Source organism: Bradyrhizobium sp. 186, assembly GCF_023101685.1.
Taxonomy (GTDB): Bacteria; Pseudomonadota; Alphaproteobacteria; order Rhizobiales; family Xanthobacteraceae; genus Bradyrhizobium.
In genome coordinates, this window is record NZ_CP082164.1 from 3,094,974 (window position 1) to 3,113,349 (window position 18,376).

General features: G+C 63.4%; 15 protein-coding genes and 2 pseudogenes. 11 read left to right on the forward strand and 6 right to left on the reverse strand.

The genetic code is table 11. The annotated features are described in order from the left end of the window. Positions 1-23 precede the first annotated feature (23 nt). The 4 genes and pseudogenes from IVB18_RS14710 to IVB18_RS14725 form a co-directional block, all read right to left on the reverse strand. Positions 24-200: pseudogene (locus tag IVB18_RS14710) on the reverse strand (alpha/beta hydrolase); the annotation flags it as partial. A 147-nt stretch (positions 201-347) separates the two neighbouring features. Beyond that, positions 348-1,046 (reverse strand): type 1 glutamine amidotransferase domain-containing protein, encoded by a 699-nt coding sequence (locus IVB18_RS14715; RefSeq protein WP_247989767.1) that lies wholly within the window; start codon positions 1,044-1,046, stop codon positions 348-350. 184 nt (positions 1,047-1,230) lie between these two features. Then, positions 1,231-1,938 (reverse strand): hypothetical protein, encoded by a 708-nt coding sequence (locus tag IVB18_RS14720; protein WP_247989768.1) that lies wholly within the window; start codon positions 1,936-1,938, stop codon positions 1,231-1,233. Positions 1,939-2,056: 118 nt separating this feature from the next. Further along, entirely contained in the window at positions 2,057-4,900 is a 2,844-nt protein-coding gene (locus tag IVB18_RS14725) for a winged helix-turn-helix domain-containing protein (protein WP_247989769.1), read from the reverse strand. A 341-nt stretch (positions 4,901-5,241) separates the two neighbouring features. Between IVB18_RS14725 and IVB18_RS14730 the strand changes: the two genes are divergently transcribed. From IVB18_RS14730 to msrA, 8 genes and pseudogenes are all read left to right on the forward strand, one after another. After that, a complete protein-coding gene (locus IVB18_RS14730) occupies positions 5,242-5,910 on the forward strand; it encodes a sensor histidine kinase (RefSeq protein WP_247989770.1) in 669 nt (222 codons plus the stop codon). A 150-nt stretch (positions 5,911-6,060) separates the two neighbouring features. After that, the gene (locus IVB18_RS14735; protein ID WP_247989771.1) at positions 6,061-6,750 is read left to right on the forward strand and encodes a VOC family protein; all 690 of its coding nucleotides are present in this window, start codon (positions 6,061-6,063) and stop codon (positions 6,748-6,750) included. Positions 6,751-6,787: 37 nt separating this feature from the next. Continuing rightward, positions 6,788-6,940, forward strand: a pseudogene (locus IVB18_RS14740) (hypothetical protein); the annotation flags it as partial. A 263-nt stretch (positions 6,941-7,203) separates the two neighbouring features. After that, entirely contained in the window at positions 7,204-8,517 is a 1,314-nt protein-coding gene (locus tag IVB18_RS14745; RefSeq protein WP_247989772.1) for an epoxide hydrolase family protein, read from the forward strand. Between the two features lie 62 nt (positions 8,518-8,579). Beyond that, positions 8,580-9,428 carry an enoyl-CoA hydratase/isomerase family protein gene (locus tag IVB18_RS14750; RefSeq protein ID WP_247989773.1) on the forward strand — a complete coding sequence of 283 codons (849 nt, stop codon included), beginning with the start codon at positions 8,580-8,582 and terminating at the stop codon, positions 9,426-9,428. Between the two features lie 124 nt (positions 9,429-9,552). Then, positions 9,553-9,975, forward strand: a complete 423-nt coding sequence (locus tag IVB18_RS14755; RefSeq protein ID WP_247989774.1) for an OsmC family protein — start codon at positions 9,553-9,555, stop codon at positions 9,973-9,975. Between the two features lie 21 nt (positions 9,976-9,996). Then, entirely contained in the window at positions 9,997-10,455 is a 459-nt protein-coding gene (locus IVB18_RS14760; RefSeq protein ID WP_247989775.1) for a cupin domain-containing protein, read from the forward strand. A 14-nt stretch (positions 10,456-10,469) separates the two neighbouring features. Next, positions 10,470-10,997, forward strand: coding sequence for a peptide-methionine (S)-S-oxide reductase MsrA (gene msrA, locus IVB18_RS14765; protein WP_247989776.1), 528 nt, complete (start codon positions 10,470-10,472; stop codon positions 10,995-10,997). Between the two features lie 21 nt (positions 10,998-11,018). Here the strand turns inward: msrA and IVB18_RS14770 are convergent, their stop codons facing one another. Then, entirely contained in the window at positions 11,019-11,642 is a 624-nt protein-coding gene (locus tag IVB18_RS14770) for a TetR/AcrR family transcriptional regulator (protein WP_247989777.1), read from the reverse strand. 142 nt (positions 11,643-11,784) lie between these two features. Between IVB18_RS14770 and IVB18_RS14775 the strand changes: the two genes are divergently transcribed. The 3 genes from IVB18_RS14775 to IVB18_RS14785 all read left to right on the forward strand — a co-directional run bounded on the left by IVB18_RS14775 (position 11,785) and on the right by IVB18_RS14785 (position 15,464). Next, positions 11,785-12,930 (forward strand): HlyD family secretion protein, encoded by a 1,146-nt coding sequence (locus tag IVB18_RS14775; RefSeq protein WP_247989778.1) that lies wholly within the window; start codon positions 11,785-11,787, stop codon positions 12,928-12,930. Then, positions 12,927-14,423 (forward strand): MDR family MFS transporter, encoded by a 1,497-nt coding sequence (locus tag IVB18_RS14780; RefSeq protein ID WP_247989779.1) that lies wholly within the window; start codon positions 12,927-12,929, stop codon positions 14,421-14,423. The genes IVB18_RS14775 and IVB18_RS14780 overlap by 4 nt, the downstream gene beginning before the upstream one ends. A 102-nt stretch (positions 14,424-14,525) precedes the next feature. Then, on the forward strand, positions 14,526-15,464 hold the full coding sequence (locus IVB18_RS14785) for an aldo/keto reductase (RefSeq protein WP_247991643.1): 939 nt from the start codon (positions 14,526-14,528) through the stop codon (positions 15,462-15,464). Between the two features lie 65 nt (positions 15,465-15,529). Here IVB18_RS14785 and IVB18_RS14790 read toward each other — a convergent pair whose 3' ends face one another. Beyond that, entirely contained in the window at positions 15,530-18,373 is a 2,844-nt protein-coding gene (locus tag IVB18_RS14790) for a winged helix-turn-helix domain-containing protein (RefSeq protein ID WP_247989780.1), read from the reverse strand. Positions 18,374-18,376 lie beyond the last annotated feature (3 nt).

Genomic DNA, 18,376 nt, shown 5'->3' on the forward strand with positions numbered 1-18,376 from the left:
CTCGCCACGCGGTCGCTCCTCAGCAACGGCTCCCACATCCGCGACGAGGACGGAAAGCCGTGAAGCAGCAGCACGATCGGAGCATCGGCCGGCCCGGCCTCTCGGTAGAAGATCTTGAGGCCCTGGATCTCGACGGTGTGATAGCTGATCGTGCGCCGGCTGGAATTGAGGGCCGATGCCGGAAGTGCCATGCAGGCCATGGTGGCCGAAACAGTCAGCAAGGTCAGCATATTCATATCGCTAGGCCCATCGACATCTTGAGAGTTGGTGTGGGGAAGGATAGCGGCCGCTCCAAGAGAAGCGGGCAACCGCACCCAAAAAGTCTGGTCGGCCGCCCGATGCGCGGTCTACGCCGCCGACTTGCCCTTTTGCTTCAGGGCGGCGAGCAGCGTCTGCGCGGCCGGGCCCGACGAATGGGGATTTTGCCCCGTGATCAGCAGGCCGTCGCTGACGACGTGGATTCCCCAGTTTGCTGTTTTCGAGAAGACGGCGCCGAGCTTCAGCATCTCGTCTTCGACAAGGAAGGGCACCACCTTGGTGAGGCCGACATCCTCTTCCTCACCGTTGGTAAAGCCGGTCACCTCCCTGCCTTGCACCAGTGGCTTGCCCTCGGGTGTCTTGACATGACGCAGCGCACCGGTCGAATGGCACACGACGGCGATTGTCTTGCCGGCGGCGAGAAACGACTCGATCAGCTTGACCGAGTCCTTGTCTTCCGCGAGGTCCCACATCGCGCCGTGACCGCCGGGGTAGAAGACAGTGTCGAAATCTTCCTGCCGGACGCTGTTGAGGCGAACGGTCTTGTCGAGCTGGGCCTCGGCGACCGCGTCTTTCTCGAAGCGCAGCGTGAGGTCGGTACGGAACTCGGGCTCGTTGCTCTTGGGGTCGAGCGGCGGGCGGCCGCCCTTGGGGGATGCGAGCGTGATCTCGGCCCCGGAATCCTTGAAGACGAAATAGGGGGCGGCGAGTTCTTCGAGCCAGAAGCCGGTCTTGCGGCCGGTGTTGCCCAACTGGTCGTGCGAGGTGATGACCATCAATACCTTCATGACACATTTTCCCTAGATTGCGCTTGCTGGATGATGCGTTCCGTCGTGGTAGATGCGCGCCGGGGTGCAGGTCTTCGTCGAGCGTGCATTGGTTCGCCGCGCGCAAGCGTAATCTGCACCCAAGTTGGGCCGTTGGCTCGTTATGTAGTGTTAGACGTTGCGAGCGCCCGCGAGCCGCTGCCGGCTACTCGAAGACGGCGTCGAAGATCTCGACGTCGATCAGCACGGGCTTGGCGATCACGGTTCCGTCAGGCCGGAGTGTCTGCGCACGACGAAGCGTCGGCACAACGATGCCGCCGAAACTGTCATGGGCCCAGGATGAGTGTGCGACCTTCATTCCAAAGAGATCGTGATCCGTCCGCCGCTGCAGGGCGTTCTCGTCGAAAAAGAAGATCTGCTCGGGCGCGAGCGTGATGAGGTGTGGGGGGAATTGGGCCCGCAAGCGCCGCCAGGTTTCGGCGTTTTCACGCCAGGGCGACAGCTCCTCCACCACGACATCGGGATGAGCGAGGAGGAATGGGCTAGTCAGATAGCTCCAGATGGCCACGCCGCAGAAGAAGACGAGGTGCAATTCGTCCGCCAGCGTGTGTGCGCCGACCTCGAGGAATCCGAGGTTCGGGTTGCGCCAGGACCGCAACACCTCGCCGTCCAGGCTTTCGATCGTGATCGTGTCCGGCTGAAACGAGCCGGACTGTTCTCCCCCGGTAATGCCGGTGAAGCGGACCGATTGCGTCCGCGTCGATCCCTCCGCGGTGACATCCTTGAATTCACGGGCATGTCCGGCGCTGGAGAACAGTGTCCCCCCAACAGAAAGATGCAGCGTGAACCGGTTTAAACTGTTCCAGCGGGCTAAACCGCCGCTGGCATCGATCGCATCGTCAAGAAGTGCCATGTTTCGCCGAATCCACCGTGAAGTGTGACCACCATGGCGGGGCGTGCGCGGCTTGGCGCGTTAGAAGTTGTTAGGAGTTGCAAGTGCCCGATTTATCGGTATCCCGTTGAAGATGCTCTCAATTCAGAGAGCCCAGGAGTCCCTTGGCGGCGACCAGATCACGGGTCGAGATGCCTTCCTGATATTGCGCCACGAGCGGCGCGAGCAGGGCGCGTGCGTCGCCGGCCTTCCCGGCCTGATGCCAGACGCGGGCAAGGCTGACGGCTCCGCGCAATTCCCAGCCGAGCGCACACTGCCGGCGCGACAGGACAAGCGATTTCTGAAGATAGCCCTCGGCCTCCGCGGCATTGCCTGCCCCCGCGAGGATATCCCCCTTGACCCGGAGCATCTCCGGCATGTCGAAGGATTCGCCGTGGTCGCCGATCTGGGCGATGACTTCGTCGATGGTGCGCAGGGCCTCGTCGGGCTCGTTCTGGGACGCGAGACCCTCCGCGAGCGCGGTCGCAAACACCGTCGTCATGATCCTGTGCCGCGTCGCGTACAGCGTCGCCTGGCTGCGGCGAAGATGCTCGATGCCGCCGGCGACGTCGCCGCGGCGCAGCAGAAGCTCGCCCTTCTGGCCGATGCCGACCGCGTGATAGGGACCGAGGAAGTGCCGCTCTGCATGATTGATCAGCCGCTCGATCATGATTTCGGCATTGGCCCAGTCGCCGACCCACAGAAAGACGTAGATCGTCCAGATCAGGGCAATGCCGAGCGTGAGCGGCTGCTCGAGTTGCTCGGCCTCGCGAACGGTGTATCTGGCCGCCTCGATCGCACGATCGGGCCGGCCGGTGAGCCAGAGCCCGCGCGCCAGCGCCACCAATGCAACGATACGGTCGTCATAACCGAGATGCCCGATATTCAGCCGCTGCGAGCCGGGAGTGTGCACCATCGCGCTCTCGCAGAACTGCACGGCCTTGTCCTGGTTGCCGATCAGGTGATGCGCCACGCCCAGCATCCATTCCACGTTCAGCATGCTGGCGGGGTCGTTCAGCTTCCGCGCAACGCCTTCGCCCTGCTCGCCGGTTCCGAGCGCGCCGTGAAAATCTCCGACCCTGGTCAGGTAGATGTGCAATCCGCGCAGCAACCATAGCTGCCAGTGCAGGTTCTCGAGCTCCCGGGAAAGCTGAAGGCTTCGCGTGAACGCCGAGCGGACCGCGTCAGTGTTTCCCTGCGTGAACATCACGGAGACGCCGAGCGCGGCCTGCAACGTCATCTCTTGGCGGCTGTCAACCGAGGCCGTATCGAGAGATGCCAGCGCCTGCTGGGTCCAACGGTAGCACTCCGTCAGCAAGGTCAGCTCGAGGAAGAACTGAGCCGCCGACGCCGACAGATCCACGCCGACTGCGCGGTCGCCGCCTTCCGAAAAACTCCAGGTCAGCGCGGCGCGGACATTGGGCAGGTGGTCGGCGTAGGGAAGGAAGCCGCCCGCGCTCTGCATGCCCATGGATTTCAGCGCGATGTCGCGCAGGAAGTCGCGGTAATATTCGGCGTGGGCGCGCGCGACGCGGGCCGCTTCTCCGTTCTCGACAAGCTTGTCCGCCACGAAGGCGCCGGTCGTATCGAGCAGGCGATATCGCAGCCGCCGTTCCGCAGGCGAGGTCGCGATCAGGGATTTGGAGAGCAGGTTCGAGATCGCTTCGACCGCCTCGGGCTCGCTGATGCCCTGGCAGGATGCGACGGCAAGAGCGGCCTCCAGCGTGAACGGCCCGACGAACACCGACAATCCGCGCAGCGTCGCGCTTTCGGCTGCCGGCAGCAGGTCGTAGCTCCAGGCAAGCGCCGCGCTCAGGGTCTGGTGCCGCGGGATCGCGGTCCGCCGCCCCCGCCATAGCAGCGAGAAGCGGCTGTCGAGCAGCGAGGCGGTGCCGGCAATTCCATAAGCGTTCACCCGTCCGGCCGCGAGCTCGATCGCAAGCGCAATTCCGTCCAGTCGTCGGCAGATATCGGCAACGAGCGGCGCGTCGTCCTCGCTCAGTTCGAATTCGCTCAGACTCTCGGCAATGCGTTCGACGAAGAGCTGGCTTGCGGGATAGGCGAGGATGTCAGCCAAGCTGAGTCCGTCGCGCTCGGGCGGGCAATCCAGCGGAAACAGCCGATGGACGCGCTCACCCTCGGTGCGAAAGGACTCGCGGCTGGTGGCGAGCACATGCAGCCCGGGCGCCTCCCGCACGATGCGCTCGGCCAGGGGCGCGAGCTCATCGAGGATGTGCTCGCAACTGTCGAAGACCAGCAGCATCCGCCGGCTGCGAAGGAACGTCAGCAGGCTTGGTATCGGGTCCTCGGAATTGACGGTCAAGCCAAGCGCTGCAGCGATCGTGCCGGGAACGAGCCTGGGCTCCGTCAGCGCGCCAAAATCGACGAAGCACACCTGACCGTCGAAGGCCGGAAGCTCGCCGTGCGCGACGGCGAGCGCGACCGAGGTCTTGCCGATCCCTCCGGGGCCGACAATGGTGACGAAGCGATGCAGGGCAAGTTCGGCGGAAATCTTCTCGACGGCATCGTCTCGCCCGATCATCTTCGCAAGCGGTGAGGGTAGCGAGCGAGGCGAGGAGACCGGCAGGTTCGCGCGGCTCTCCGAAGTTGCAGCCCGGAGCAGCGGTGCCGTGAAACAATAGCCCCGTCCGGGTACATTGACGACGTAGCGCGAGGCATCGCCGGCATCGCCCAGGACCTTGCGCAGCGTCGCGATGTGGAAGCGCAGGCTGCCTTCGTCAACATTCACCTCGGCCCAGACGCGCTTCATCAACTCCCGCTTGTCCACGACCTCGCCGGCCCGTTCGGCGAGAAAGATCAGGATGTCGAGCGCGCGACCGCCGAGGTGAAGCGGAGCGCCATCCTTCTCCAACAGCCGCGACTTTGGAAACAGCCGAAAGGCCCCAAAGCAAATGGCCGAGTCCTGATCGTTAGTGTCTGGCACGGGCCATGCTTCCAGCGAAAGGGAAGTGATGCTGTCTACTTGTCTGATCTACCAAAACGAGGCCTTGAGTAAACCGGCCGAAAACGGCGAAATCGCGCAACGGGACCAAGACTAGCCAAAAGTCCTATGACGATACGTCGCAAATTTCGTTTAAACGCGAACGGCTTATGCGGCTATCGGGAAATCCGGAAGAGCATTTGGCCGCCGAGGCGGCATTCACGCCGTACAACCTCCCACGCCATCGATCATAACAGAATCTTGCAACGTCTAACGAGCGTAAGCCGCAGCTCTCCGCCAGTATCCCCGTCGAGTTAGGTCGTACTTCCAACGGGGAGGGTATCATGCCCGCTATCGGCTCTCGGCCGAACGACAACGTCACTCGATCTCAATACGTCGCCAATCTTGACGATCAGTCGCGTGATTGGGAACTCGTGCTGCGGGAGTCCCACCATCGGATGAAGAATACGCTGACACTGCTGGGTGCGTCAGTCCGCCGCGATTTCACACGCGCCGGTACCAGGGATGTGTCGGTCGCAGTGGACCGGTTCGAGCGGCGTATCGTCGCGTTCGGCAGGCTCTATCAACTTCTGTCTGACAACGACGACCTGTTGACAGTCTCCGTCGAGGCCTTCTTCGGAAGCCTGTGCGAAGCGCTTTCGGGAGCCGTGCTGGAGCCGGCGGGCATCCGCTGCGAGGCCGCGATCGAAAGCGGAGCGCTGTCGGCATCGCAATGTCATCGGCTCGCGCTGATGCTGACGGAACTGGTCACGAACGCGGCAAAGCATGCGTTTCCGAACAAGAATGATGCACTGATCCGTATCGACGTGGCCAATCGCGACGGCGCATGGTCTTGCACGGTGGCCGACAACGGGATCGGCGCGACCGGTCCGCTTCAGGGCACCGGCAGCCGGATCCTCGAAGGGCTCGCACGCAGCATCCGCGCCCGGATGCACGGCGAGGCGGGGCAGGGCGGGACACGGGTGACCATCGTGATGCCGGCCGCTGCTTGAAGGTGGCCGAGTTTTGCTCTGCCGCCACTTGCAACAGCTAACGGGCCCTCACACCCCCATAACGAGCAATATTCTCCCGTCGACCCCAAAGACGTTGTGCCCAGAGGGGGCTTCGACACCGAACCCGCGCTTTCAAACAAGGAGTTCGACATGACAGTCGTCGGAACAGATCGCGAAATCGATGCCAAGCCATCGAAGGTTCGTGGGGTTGATTTGAAGCTCGAGATCGTCGTCATTCCCGTGTCGGATGTCGATCGTGCCAAGGCGTTCTACGCCCGCCTTGGCTGGAGGCTGGACGCCGATTTTGCCTCGGGCGACGTTTGGCGCGTGATCCAGTTCACGCCGCCCGGCTCGGCCTGTTCTGTGATCTTCGGCAAGAACGTCACGGCCGCAGCGCCCGGCTCGGCGCGAGGATTGTATCTGATCGTCTCCGATCTGGAGGCGGCACGGAAGGATATTCTCGGCCGCGGCATCGAGGTGAGCGAACCATTCCACGGTGGCGGCGATGTTCACGCCGGGCCGGACGAGCCCTATCTGTTCGGTAGCGTTCGGGTCAACGGCGCTGACCCGACGCGCGGCAGCTATAGCTCGTTTGCATCGTTTAGCGATCCCGACGGCAACGGCTGGCTGTTCCAGGAGGTTACCGCACGACTGCCCGGGCGTATCGCTGCGAGCGATACGACGTTCACCTCGCAGAGCGAACTGGCAGGGGCGCTGCGTCGCGCGGCGGTGGCGCATGGCCAACACGAGAAGCGCACTGGCTCGCATGACGAGAACTGGGCGGATTGGTACGCCGACTACATCGTACGCGAGCAAGCCGGTCAGCCGTTGCCATCGTGAGTTGCAGAGATCGCTCTGCGAGAGCTTGGCGAAAGAGTGCGGTATCGCGCCGACCGATGTGGTTGTCTCGATGGTCACGACGAGCGATGAGGATTGGTCGTTCGGAAATCGACGCGCGCAATTTCTGACCAGCGAGCTTGAGGCGGATTCGCTCGATCGCGCCAGGGCGTCTCTGATCGCGGCGGTATAACCCTCGCAATACGTACGCTTCTCCTGACGTTAGCCAACACGGCGCGATGACATTGTTCATCGCGCCGTATTTGCATGTGCATTGCGCGCATCGCCCATCATCGATCGCTTTTCCTCTGCGTCGCGCGGACTCGCAACGGCTAACGCAGTCTAACAATCCATAACGAGCAAATTGCGGGTGCCTGCGCCAATGTCGTTTCAGACGAACCGACCTGACGATCTCGAATTCGGTCGACGTCACCGACCAAGCCAGGGAGATCCAACATGACGACGCAAGTACGTACCGACATTCTCAACCCTGACCGCCGCCAACTGTTGAGCCAGGCCGCGATGGGAGCTGTTGCCGCCAGCGTCGCGAGCCTGCTGCCGCTGCATCCGGCAAAGGCAGCCGCAAGCGGCGCGATCCGTCCATTCCACGTCAACGTACCCGAGGAGGATCTGGACGAACTGCGCCGCCGTCTGGCGGCGACCCGGTGGCCGGATCGTGAGATCGTTGCCGATCAATCGCAGGGCGTGCAGTTGACGACGGTCCAGCAGCTCGTGGGCTACTGGCAGAACGACTACGACTGGCGCAAGATGGAGGCGCGGCTGAACGCGTTGCCGCAATTCGTCACCGAGATCGACGGCGTCGACATCCACTTTATCCATGTCCGCTCTCGCCACGAGAATGCGCTACCGATGATCGTCACGCATGGCTGGCCCGGGTCGATCATCGAGCAGATGAAGATCGTCGGCCCGCTCACCGATCCCACTGCGCACGGTGCAAAAGCGGCGGACGCGTTCGATCTGGTGATCCCGTCACTCCCGGGCCATGGCTTCTCCGGCAAGCCGACAGCACTCGGCTGGGATCCTCAGCGCGTCGCGCGAGCCTGGGTCGTGCTGATGCAGCGGCTCGGATACGGCCGCTATGTCGCGCAAGGCGGCGACTGGGGCAATGCCGTCACCGAGCAGATGGCGCTGCTGGCGCCGCCGGAATTGCTCGGCATTCACACCAACATGCCCGCCACCGTTCCCGACGACATCGCCAAGGCGCTTCAGCCCGGCGGGTCGCGGCCGGCAGGTCTCTCGTCCGACGAGCGCTGCGCCTACGACCAACTCGACGATTTCTACAAGCACGGGCTCGGCTATGCGATCGAGATGTCGAACCGGCCGCAGACGCTCTATGGCTTGGTGGACTCACCGGCGGGTCTCGCCTCCTGGATGCTCGACCATGACGCGCACAGCGCTGCCATGATTGCGCGGGTGTTCGACGGGAAGACCGAAGGCCTGTCGCGGGATGATGTCATCGACAACATCACCCTCTATTGGCTCACCAACACCGCGGTGTCGTCGGCGCGCCTGTACTGGGAAAACAAGCTGGTGTTCTTCGAACCCAAGCACATCAAGATCCCGGTCGCCGTCAGCGTCTTCCCGGACGAGATCTACGCCGCGCCGCGCAGCTGGGCCGAGAAGGCCTATCCGAAGCTGATCCACTACAACCGCCTCGATAAAGGCGGACACTTCGCCGCTTGGGAGCAGCCCGGGCTGTTCTGCGCGGAAATGCGCACCGCGTTCCGGCCGCTGCGCCAGTCGATCTGAGATCAGCGGGACGCGCGGATGCACGCGTCCCTCCCTTCGAACACACGTCAGGAGTACACATCATGAACCGCCCCGAACGCACCTTCACGACCGATGAGATACGGCTTGAGCGGCGCCTGCCGTCATACTGGCGTGTCACCTTCGACATGCCGCCGGTGAACATCTTCGGCCCGAAGCAGCTTCCGCTGCTCAACGACGTCATCACCACGATCGAGACCGACCCGGAGGTGAAGGTCGTCGTGTTCGACAGTGCCGTCGACGGCTTCTTCATCACGCATTACGATTTCCTCGCACCGCTGGAGGACTCCCTGAGCATCCCGCCAGGGCCGACGGGGCTTCAGGCGCTCCCTGACATGCTCGTGCGCCTCAGCCGCGCGCCGGTCGTGTCCATTGCCTCGATCCGCGGCCGTGCGACTGGGGTCGGCAGCGAACTCGCCCTTGCAAGTGACATGCGCTTCGCCAGCCGCGAAAAGGCGATCCTGTCGCAATGGGAAGTCGGCGCGGGTCTGGTGCCCGGCGGCGGGCCGATGGCGCGGCTGCCGCGCCTGATGGGCCGCGGCCGTGCGCTCGAAGTGCTGCTCGGCGCCGATGACATCGGCGGCGATCTCGCGGAACGCTACGGTTATGTGAACCGGTCGATGCCGGATGCGGAGCTCGATGGCTTCGTCGAGGCGCTCGCGATGCGCATTGCATCCTTCGACAAAGACGCCATCGCCGAAACCAAGCGCCTCGTCGATGTCGCTAGCCTGCCGCCTGATGTCGAGATCAAGCCCGAATGGGACGCGTTCCTGGCCTCGCTCGGTCGTCCGGCGAGCCAGAGCAGGATCAAGGCGCTGATGGGGCGCGGCTTCCACCGCGCCGGCGACGTCGAGAATCGGCTTGGCTTCCACGTCGGACAGATCGGCAATTGACGGAACCGCTGCGGCGCTCGATCTGTTGGAAGGGCGACAGGCGGCGACACCGAAGTCGCCTTCCACCGGTGCGGAGCGCCGGTGCGGCGCTGGAACGATCCGCAAACAATCAAGGAGAAGTGAGATGATCCGTAAGGCAAAAGCAGTTTGGCAAGGCACCGGTCGCGATGGCAACGGCCATCTGTCGGCCGAATCCGGCGTCCTGGCCGACACGCCCTATTCGTTCAAAACCCGCTTCGAGAACGAGAAGGGGACCAATCCGGAGGAGTTGATCGCCGCGGCCCACGCCGGCTGCTTCACGATGGCACTGGCTTTCGGCCTGCAGCTCGCCGGCTTCACACCGACCGAGCTCTCGACGGAAGCCGCGGTGACGCTCGAGCCCGAGGGCAAGGGCTTCAAGATCAGCAAGTCGGCACTGACCTTGCGCGCCAAGGTGCCGAACCTCGACGACGCCGGCTTTGCCCGCATCGCCGGCGAGGCCGAGAAGAACTGCCCGGTCTCGAAGGTTCTCAACGCCGCGATCACGCTTGACGCCAAGCTGACCTAGCCGAACACAGGAAACGGCGCCATGCCCCGCCAACATCAGCCGGATGAAGATAGGTTCCGGGCGATCCTGCCCGAGGATATTGCATGGAAGCCGTTTCCGGCGTTCCCGCCCGGCGCGCGGCTGGCCGTCATGGTCGGCCATCCCGCCGAACCCGGTCCTTATGTGGTCCGGGTGAAGGTGCCCGGCGGCACCAGGCTGATGCCGCACAAGCATCCGGAAGATCGCATCTACACGGTCATGTCAGGCGTCTTCTACATAGGGCTCGGCGAAACCTTCGACGGCGACAAGGTGAATGCCTATCCGCCCGGAAGCGTCATCGTCCTGCCCGGCGAGACCTGGCATTTCCACTGGGCGAAGGCCGGCGAATACGTCACGCAAGTTTCCGCGATCGGGCCGCTTGGTCTCGAATATCATGACGACGATGATGATCCGCGCTTGCATGCAGTGGCACAGCAAGGCGGCGGCATCCGGGCTGACTAAATGGAGCACATCACATGACGACAGAGCGCGCAGTTTTGGCCGGAGGTTGCTTCTGGGGCATGCAGGATCTCATCCGCAAGCAGCCCGGCGTGATCTCAACCCGCGTCGGCTACACCGGCGGCGAGATGAAGAACGCGACCTATCGTAATCACGATGGCCACGCGGAAGCGATTGAAATCATCTTCGATCCCGCGAAGACGAGCTTTCGGACCATGCTGGAGTTCTTTTTCCAGATCCACGATCCCACCACGCTTAATCGCCAGGGCAATGACTGGGGCACGAGCTATCGCTCGGCGATCTTCACCACGACGGACGAGCAGAAGAGGATCGCCGAAGACACCATCGCCGATGTCGAGGCGTCGCATCTGTGGCCCGGCAAGGTCGTGACCGAGGTCACGCCCGTCGGCGAGTTCTGGGAGGCTGAGCCCGAGCATCAGGATTACCTCGAGCGTTATCCGGACGGCTATACGTGTCACTTTGTGCGTCCCGGCTGGAAGCTGCCGCGTCGGTCCAAAGAGCCGTCTCCCGGATTGGCGCAATGACCGACGCGTACGAGATTGTCGTCATCCGCAGATCACAGTCACCGCCTTCCGGGCGACCTCCCTCAGTTTGGTTCGGGAAGCGCCGGCTCGGGCGCGGATCGCGATCGTATGCATCGTGGCCGACGCGAGGATCGCGAGCGCCGCGGGATCGGCCTCGCGCTTCAATTCGCCCTTGTCCTGCGCGAGGCGGAAACGTGCCTCGAAATCGGCGTCAATCGCGCGAAGTCCCGTCGCAACACTTTTGCGGATCGCAGCATCTTCCGCGACCTCGGTTACTGCGGTCCCGACCACAAAGCAGCCGCGCGCGGGTCCCTTGCCCGAAAAATAAATCGACAGCGCCGCGTCGTAGGCAAGCATCAGCGCTTCATCCAAGGGATGGTCCCCCGCGAGAGCCTCGCGGGTCGCGGCCAGGCTGATGTCCCAATAGCGCGCGAGTGCCTCGAGATAGAGGGCGTGCTTGTTGCCGAATACCGCATAGAGGCTCGGCGGACTCATGCCGGTGGCGGCTGCGACCTTGTCCAGCGAAGTGCCGGAGTAACCGGTCTTCCAGAAGGTCTCGGTTGCACGTTTGAGGGCTGACTGTGCGTCGTAGGCAGGCGGCCGCCCTCGCCGCGCAGGGCCCGTTTCGCTCTTTTTTCCCGCCATATCGTCAAAACCTCGGCTGCCTTACGTCGTTACGTATATTTGTATGGATCGTTATAAAAATCAATAGAGGGGACTTGATTGCCGTTCCATGGGACAGTATTTGTAACGAGCGTTATAAAAATGAATAGAGATGAGGCTTTCGATGCGTTTCGATTTTGCGCCAATCGCCGGCTGGGTGGGCGGTCGCAAGAGCTTCCGTGGGAGCGAGGCTGCTGCGCAATTATTCGGACCGGAGCTCGCGAAGCGGCTACGGCGGCCCCTGATGCTCGCGCTGCCGATCGTCGTGGCGGTCTTCGGCGCATCCATTTATCTCGCCCGGGAGCAATACGTCACGACCGACGACGCGTTCGTTCGCGCGGCGAAGGTGACGATTAACGCCCGCGTTTCCGGCCAGGCGGTCGAAATCGCCGTGCGGGACAATGAGCGCGTTCGGCAGGGCCAAGTGCTGTTCCGAATCGATCCGGAGCCCTACCAGATCAGCGTCGATCAGGCGGACGCCCGGCTTGGCAGTGCACGCCTCCAGATCGACGCCCTCAAGGCGACCTACCGCCAGCAACAGGCGGAACTGCAGTCGGCGAAGGAATCGGCTGCTTTCGACGAGCGCGAGTTCGACCGCAAGAAAATGCTGGTCGCCTCCGACTTCACGCCGCGCGCGGTCTATGAACGAGCCGACAGGGACCTCAAGGTAGCCCGCCAGCGCATCGCGTCGATCGAACAGCAGATCGCCAACACGATCGTTGCGCTGAACGGCGATCCGGATATCGATGTCGATCGCCATCCGACAGTCCGGGCAGCCAAGGCCCAGCTCGACCGTGCGCGGCTCGATCTCTCCTATGCCACCGTGACCTCGCCCGATGATGGTATCGTGACGAAAGTCGACGAACTGCAAATCGGCGGCTTCGTCACTGCCGGAGCGCCGGCGTTCACGCTGCTGTCGAGCCGACAGGTCTGGATCGAGGCGAATTTTCGCGAAACCGGCCTGACCCACATGCGTCCAGGTCAGGAAGCAACGATCGACGTCGATGTCTATCCGGATCGGACGTTTAAGGCGCATATCGTCAGCATGAGTCCCGGGACCGGGTCGGACTTCTCGGTCCTGCCTCCGGAGAATGCCACGGGAAACTGGGTCAAGGTCGTCCAACGTCTGCCGGTGCGTCTCGAGCTCGATGATCTCGATCCGAACTGGCCGCTGTTCTCCGGCATCAGTGTGACCGCGCGGGTCGATACCGGCTATCGCCGCACTTGGCCGAATCTGCTCCAGCCCGCGCACGCGAGGGAGGGCAAATGAGTACCGCTCTTGCATCGACCGCGGCGGCCGGCGGCCGTCGCGCAATCTCCGCGGCCGCCTTGATGGCGACCTACATGCAGGCCGTCAATATCTCCGTGCCGAATGCTGCTCTGCCGCACATCCAGGCGACACTCTCGATGGGCAATGACGAGGTCGGCTGGATTTTCTCCTCGTATATCGCGGCGAGCGCTGTGGCCATGTCGATCACGCAGTGGCTCGCGGGGCGCTATGGCCGGAAGGCGGTTTACCAAGTCGCCGTCGCCGTCTTCGCGCTCGGCCTTGTTCTCGACACGCTGGCGACGACATCGATCCAGTTCGTGCTGGCCCGGATCCTCCAGGGAGCGGCGAGCGGTCCGCTCGCGCCGCTGTCGCTGGCGATCCTGCTTGAGGTGACGCCGCCGGCGCGACAGGCGCGGATAAGCCTGGCGTGGACGGTCTGCTCGTTGCTCGGCATCAGCACCGGTCCCAGCATTGGCGGCTGGCTCAGCGAATACCACGGCTGGCCGTCGATCTTCTATTTCAGCCTGCCGATGGCGGGCTTCGTCTTCCTGGCGATGGCGCTGTCACTCCGGGAGAAGAAGGCGGAGCGAAGCCAGCCCTTCGACTTCTTCGGCCTGGCGACGTTCTCCTCCGGCATGATCGGGCTGCAAATGCTGCTCGACCGCGGCGAGCGCCTGGAATGGTTCGCCTCGACGGAAATCAGCGTCGAAGCAATAGCCTCGGTCCTCGGCTTCTATCTCTTCATCGTGCACGTCATGACCACCAAGGAGCATTTTCTCCGCACTGCGCTGTTCAGGGATCGCAACCTCGTCCTCTCGACCGTCATCTCCTTCGCTCTCGGCTTCGTCCTGCTGCCGACCTTGGCTTTGACGTCGCCGATGCTGGAGGAATTGCTCGATTACCCCGTCGACACCACCGGCTACATAACCATTCCGCGCGGCGTGGCGCTCGTTGGTGCGCTGGTGCTGACGAGCCTGGTTCCGGCGCAAATCGACTACCGGCCGTTCCTGATGGGTGGAATGGCGCTGGTGGTCTACGCCAACTGGCTGATGCTTGGCTATTCTCCGGCGATGGATTGGCGGCCAGTGGTCGAGACCGGCCTGCTCCAGGGTGCCGGCCTTGGCATGTTGATTCCGGCGCTCGCCAGGGCGGCGTTCGGCACGCTCGATCCGAAGCTGCGTCCGGAGGGCAGCGCGCTGATCAACCTGTCGCGCCTCTATGGCAGCACGATCGGCATCGCGGTGGTCCAGATCTTCTTCTACGCCAACACGCAGGCCGTGCACCTCGCACTCGCAAAGAACCTCACGCCCTACCGTGTCGCTGCTCATGTCGCAGGCTCGATCGGAAGGCCGGGCCTTGCTGCACTCAACGGCATGGTCACGCGCCAGGCGGCCACCGTCGCCGTCATCGACCAGTTCGCGATCCTGATGTTTGCCATGCTCGTCGTGAGCCCGCTCGTGCTTTTCCTCCGTAAGCCGCGGCCGGCCGGTTGATGACCGTGGAGCCCTGAAATGACGTCGCATCTACCAATTTCGAACGGTCGAACTCGACGGCGCCGCATGGGCGGGCGGCCGGCTGAACCAGGGAGTATAGGCATGACACTATCCGATACGCTTCGTTATACGAGGATTCCCACCCACGGGTCCGGGACGATTCCCGCTGTCGGGTTTGGCACGCTGATTCCGGATCCGCTCGTGACGAAGCAGGCTACCAAGACTGCATTGGAGGCGGGATTTCGACATCTCGATTGTGCGGAGCGCTATCGCAACGAAGAGGCGGTTGGCGATGCATTGCAAGAGGCGTTCAAGGCGGGGACGCTTCAGCGCCAGGACCTGTTCGTTACGACCAAGCTATGGAACACCAATCATCGGCCGGAGCGGGTCAAGCCTGCCTTCGACGCCAGTCGCCGGCGCCTGCAACTCGACGATATCGACTGCTACATCATCCATACGCCATTTGCCTTTCAACCGGGCGACGAGCAGGACCCGAGGGACGAGCACGGTCGGGTCATCTATGATTCAGGCGTCACGTTGGTGGAGACATGGCGGGCGCTGGAGCGCCTCGTCGACGAGGGGCACTGCAAGTCGATCGGCCTGTCGGACATTACCTTGGAGAAGCTGCGCGAGATCGTTGCGGTTGCGCGGATCAGGCCTGCCATGGTGCAGGTCGAAGCGCATCCGTATCTTCCCGAATGGGGCATGCTCGACTTCTGTCGAGAGCATGGAATTGTCCTGCAGGCGTTTGCAGCGTTGGGACATGCCATGGAGCCAAACGTCCTCGCCGACCCGGCGATCACCGCCATCGCGGAGCGCGTTCACAAGACGCCGGCTCAAGTTGCTTTAGCCTGGGCTGTCCAGCGTGGCACCGCTTTCCTGACGACTTCGACCAATCCCCGGCGCATCCAGGAAAACTTCGACATCTCGGCCCTGCCTGAAGAGGCCATGCGCGAGATGCGGGAGCAGATCACGACCAACGTCAGGTTCAACGCAGTGGTGGAGACTGGCGTGCCCGGATTTATTCCTCGGGCCCGATGAACTGAGTGCCCGCTCCGGGATGATGCGGAACGCGAAGACTGAAGCCTCTCCGGCTCTGCGCCTGGTCAGAGCCGGAGTTGCTCGATCAGACCGCGTGCGTTGCGCAGATCTGCGGTGCGAGATCCCTCGGTCAGAGATCCGCAAACGCTGTCCAGAATTTCCAACGCGTCCGCATTGCGTCCCTGTCCAATTCTGAACCGCGCGATGCTGATCGCGCATCTCAGCTCCCAGAAGCGCGCGCCCTGTTGCGTCGCGATCTCCATGGCCTCGCCAAAACACCCTTCGGCAGCTGATAAATTCTTCGCCTGCTTGAGCATCAGCTCTCCCTTGATGCGGATCAGCTCCGGCAAATACCATCGCTCCTGCCGGTCGTTGCAACGTGCCAAGACGTCCTCGATCACATCAAGGCCGCGATCGGCCTGATCGGCCTCTCCGAAACACGCCGCAAGCTCGCCAAGGAGAGGAAGAAAGCGTGGCAGGAAGCGCGCATCGCCGGCGCGATTGAGCTCTTCGCGCAGCAGCGACAGGCCCGTCGCGACGTCGCCACGCTTCGCAATGACCGCCGCGTTGAAGGCTCGGGCCCACAAGCCCCACAGCCGGATTGCGTGGCGCTCGGTGTGTTCAAGTAGCTCGGTGCCGTGGCGTTCCGCGGCGTCGAAATCGCCGGCCAGGAACGCGATCGGGCAGGCGGCTTGTCCCAGCACGCTACAAAAGGTGAGCGCGTGGCCGTTGGCGCGGCCCTCCTCGATGTTTCTGGCGGCGAGCGCCTGAGCCTGATCGGCCAGACCTTGAAGCCACAGAATGCGGGCCCGGAAGTATTGCGTCGATATCCTGAGATCGAGCGGGAAGATCTTGGGCTTCTCCACCAGCACATGCAGCGAGGCGTTCACCCGATCGATACGTAGCCGCGCGTCGATCTGGTCTCCGAGATAATGCAGTGCCACCGCCATCAGCCGATCCGCCAGCATGAGATCGGTCTTGTCGGACGAGTTCGCTGCCGCGTTGGCAAAACGATCGGCGAGCGCGCGCGCCTTGCCGAATTGTCCGTTGTTGAACTGGTCGATACACAATCCCCAGAGCGCCCGCAGTCGGAAATCCTTGTCGTCCAGCCGGTCGGCCAATTCGAGGGTCGTCTCGAGGATCGGGCGCGCGTCGCGCGCGCGCCCCTCGCCATACATCAGCGACCAGCCGAGCGCCGACAGGAGCTGCATGCGGATACGGTCATCGCCGCCGGTGTCTCCGAGCGCCGCGAGCGCCGTTCTGGCGCGCTCGCGGCATTCGGCGAACGATGAAAGACGTACCCACAGGGTGACCGCGGCCGCCGTCAGTGCGATACCCAGCGCAGAGTCGCCGTCGGGCGCGAAGGCCCAGTCCAGCGCCGCGCGTACGTTGTAGAGCTCGGCGCCATAGATGCTCAGCCATTCCGGCAGCGGAGTTGATGTGTCGGATTCCGCGTGCTCGAAGAAGTCGCGAAAATGCTCGGCATGGCGTCGCGCGAACTGCCTTGTTTCGCCGAGCTCGTTCAGCTTCCCGAGCGCATAGGTGCGCGTGGTGTCGAGCAGGCGATAGCGCAACGCCCGTGAGCCGGACGGCGAGATCAGCGATTTGGTGACCAGGCTGTCGATCGCCTCAAGCGTTTCCGATGCACTAAGGCCATCGCCGGACGCGACCGCGGCAGCCGCCTCCGGTGCGAAGGGCCCGACGAAGACCGACAGTCGTCGCAAGGTGGCGCTCTCGGCCGCAGGCAGGAGGTCGTAGCTCCAGTCGAGCGCAGCGCTCAGCGTCTGGTGTCGCGGAACAGCCGTGCGCCGCCCTCGCCATTGCAGCGAAAAGCGACTGTCGAGCAGGGATGCCGTGCCTGCGATGCCGTACGCATTGACGCGGCCTGCCGCAAGCTCGATCGCAAGCGCGATGCCATCGAGGCGCCGACAGATGTTGGCGACGAGGGGCGCCTCTTCTGCGGTAAGCTGGAACGGACCTGAGCTCTGGGCGACGCGCTCGACGAAGAGTTGGGCCGCAGGGTAGGCGAGGACTTCGGCGACGTTCAGGCCGTCGCGCTCGGGCGGACAATCCAGTGGGAACAGCCGGAAGATCCGCTCCCCTTCGCTCCGGAACGACTCCCGGCTGGTTGCGAGAACGTGAAGCCGCGGCGCATCGCGAACGATGCGCTCGACCAGCGGTGCCAACGTATCCAGCACATGTTCGCAACCGTCGAAGATCAGGAGGACCGGGCTTGCCTTCAGGAATGCCAGCAGGCCCGGCATCGGATCCTCGGAGCTGGCGGTCAGTCCGAGCGCCGAGGCAATGGTGGTTGCAACGAGGTTAGCATCCCTCAGGGGACCGAAGTCGACAAAGAAAACGCGCCCACCGAAGTCCGTCGACCGGCGATGTCCGACGGCCACCGCGACCGCGGTCTTGCCGATGCCGCCCGGGCCGACCACTGTCATGAAGCGATGGAGCGAAAGCCCGTTCGAGATCTTCTCGATGACCTCCTCTCGCCCGACCATTTTTGCGAGCGGCGTCGGGAGGGAGCGTGGCCGCGCGACTTCGGCGACGGGCGAAATGGCCGACGGGGGAGCTTGAGCGAGAGAGGCGACGAAGCAATAGCCGCGCCCAGGCACATTGACGACATAACGGGCAGATTTTCCGGTATCGCCTAACACCTTGCGCAGTGCTGCGACGTGAAAGCGCAGACTGCCCTCGTCGACATTGACGTTGGCCCAGATACGCTTGACCAACACTCTCTTGTCGACGACTTCACCGGGGCGCTCGGCGAGGAAGATGAGGATATCGAGCGCGCGGCCGCCGACATGAAGCGACGCGCCATCCTTCTCCAGGAGCCGGGACCTTGGAAACAGCCGAAATGGCCCAAATGAAATGGCCGAGTTTTCGTCAGTACGATCTGGCACGCG

Excerpts from the sequence above, each read along its gene's own strand:
- IVB18_RS14745 (WP_247989772.1), top strand. The coding sequence starts at position 7,204 with ATGACGACGCAAGTACGTACCGACATTCTCAACCCTGACCGCCGCCAA.
- msrA (WP_247989776.1), top strand. The coding sequence starts at position 10,470 with ATGACGACAGAGCGCGCAGTTTTGGCCGGAGGTTGCTTCTGGGGCATG.
- IVB18_RS14735 (WP_247989771.1), top strand. The coding sequence starts at position 6,061 with ATGACAGTCGTCGGAACAGATCGCGAAATCGATGCCAAGCCATCGAAG.
- IVB18_RS14785 (WP_247991643.1), top strand. The coding sequence starts at position 14,526 with ATGACACTATCCGATACGCTTCGTTATACGAGGATTCCCACCCACGGG.
- IVB18_RS14755 (WP_247989774.1), top strand. The coding sequence starts at position 9,553 with ATGATCCGTAAGGCAAAAGCAGTTTGGCAAGGCACCGGTCGCGATGGC.
- IVB18_RS14770 (WP_247989777.1), bottom strand. The coding sequence starts at position 11,642 with ATGGCGGGAAAAAAGAGCGAAACGGGCCCTGCGCGGCGAGGGCGGCCG.
- IVB18_RS14760 (WP_247989775.1), top strand. The coding sequence starts at position 9,997 with ATGCCCCGCCAACATCAGCCGGATGAAGATAGGTTCCGGGCGATCCTG.
- IVB18_RS14715 (WP_247989767.1), bottom strand. The coding sequence starts at position 1,046 with ATGAAGGTATTGATGGTCATCACCTCGCACGACCAGTTGGGCAACACC.
- IVB18_RS14720 (WP_247989768.1), bottom strand. The coding sequence starts at position 1,938 with ATGGCACTTCTTGACGATGCGATCGATGCCAGCGGCGGTTTAGCCCGC.
- IVB18_RS14750 (WP_247989773.1), top strand. The coding sequence starts at position 8,580 with ATGAACCGCCCCGAACGCACCTTCACGACCGATGAGATACGGCTTGAG.
- IVB18_RS14730 (WP_247989770.1), top strand. The coding sequence starts at position 5,242 with ATGCCCGCTATCGGCTCTCGGCCGAACGACAACGTCACTCGATCTCAA.
- IVB18_RS14780 (WP_247989779.1), top strand. The coding sequence starts at position 12,927 with ATGAGTACCGCTCTTGCATCGACCGCGGCGGCCGGCGGCCGTCGCGCA.
- IVB18_RS14775 (WP_247989778.1), top strand. The coding sequence starts at position 11,785 with ATGCGTTTCGATTTTGCGCCAATCGCCGGCTGGGTGGGCGGTCGCAAG.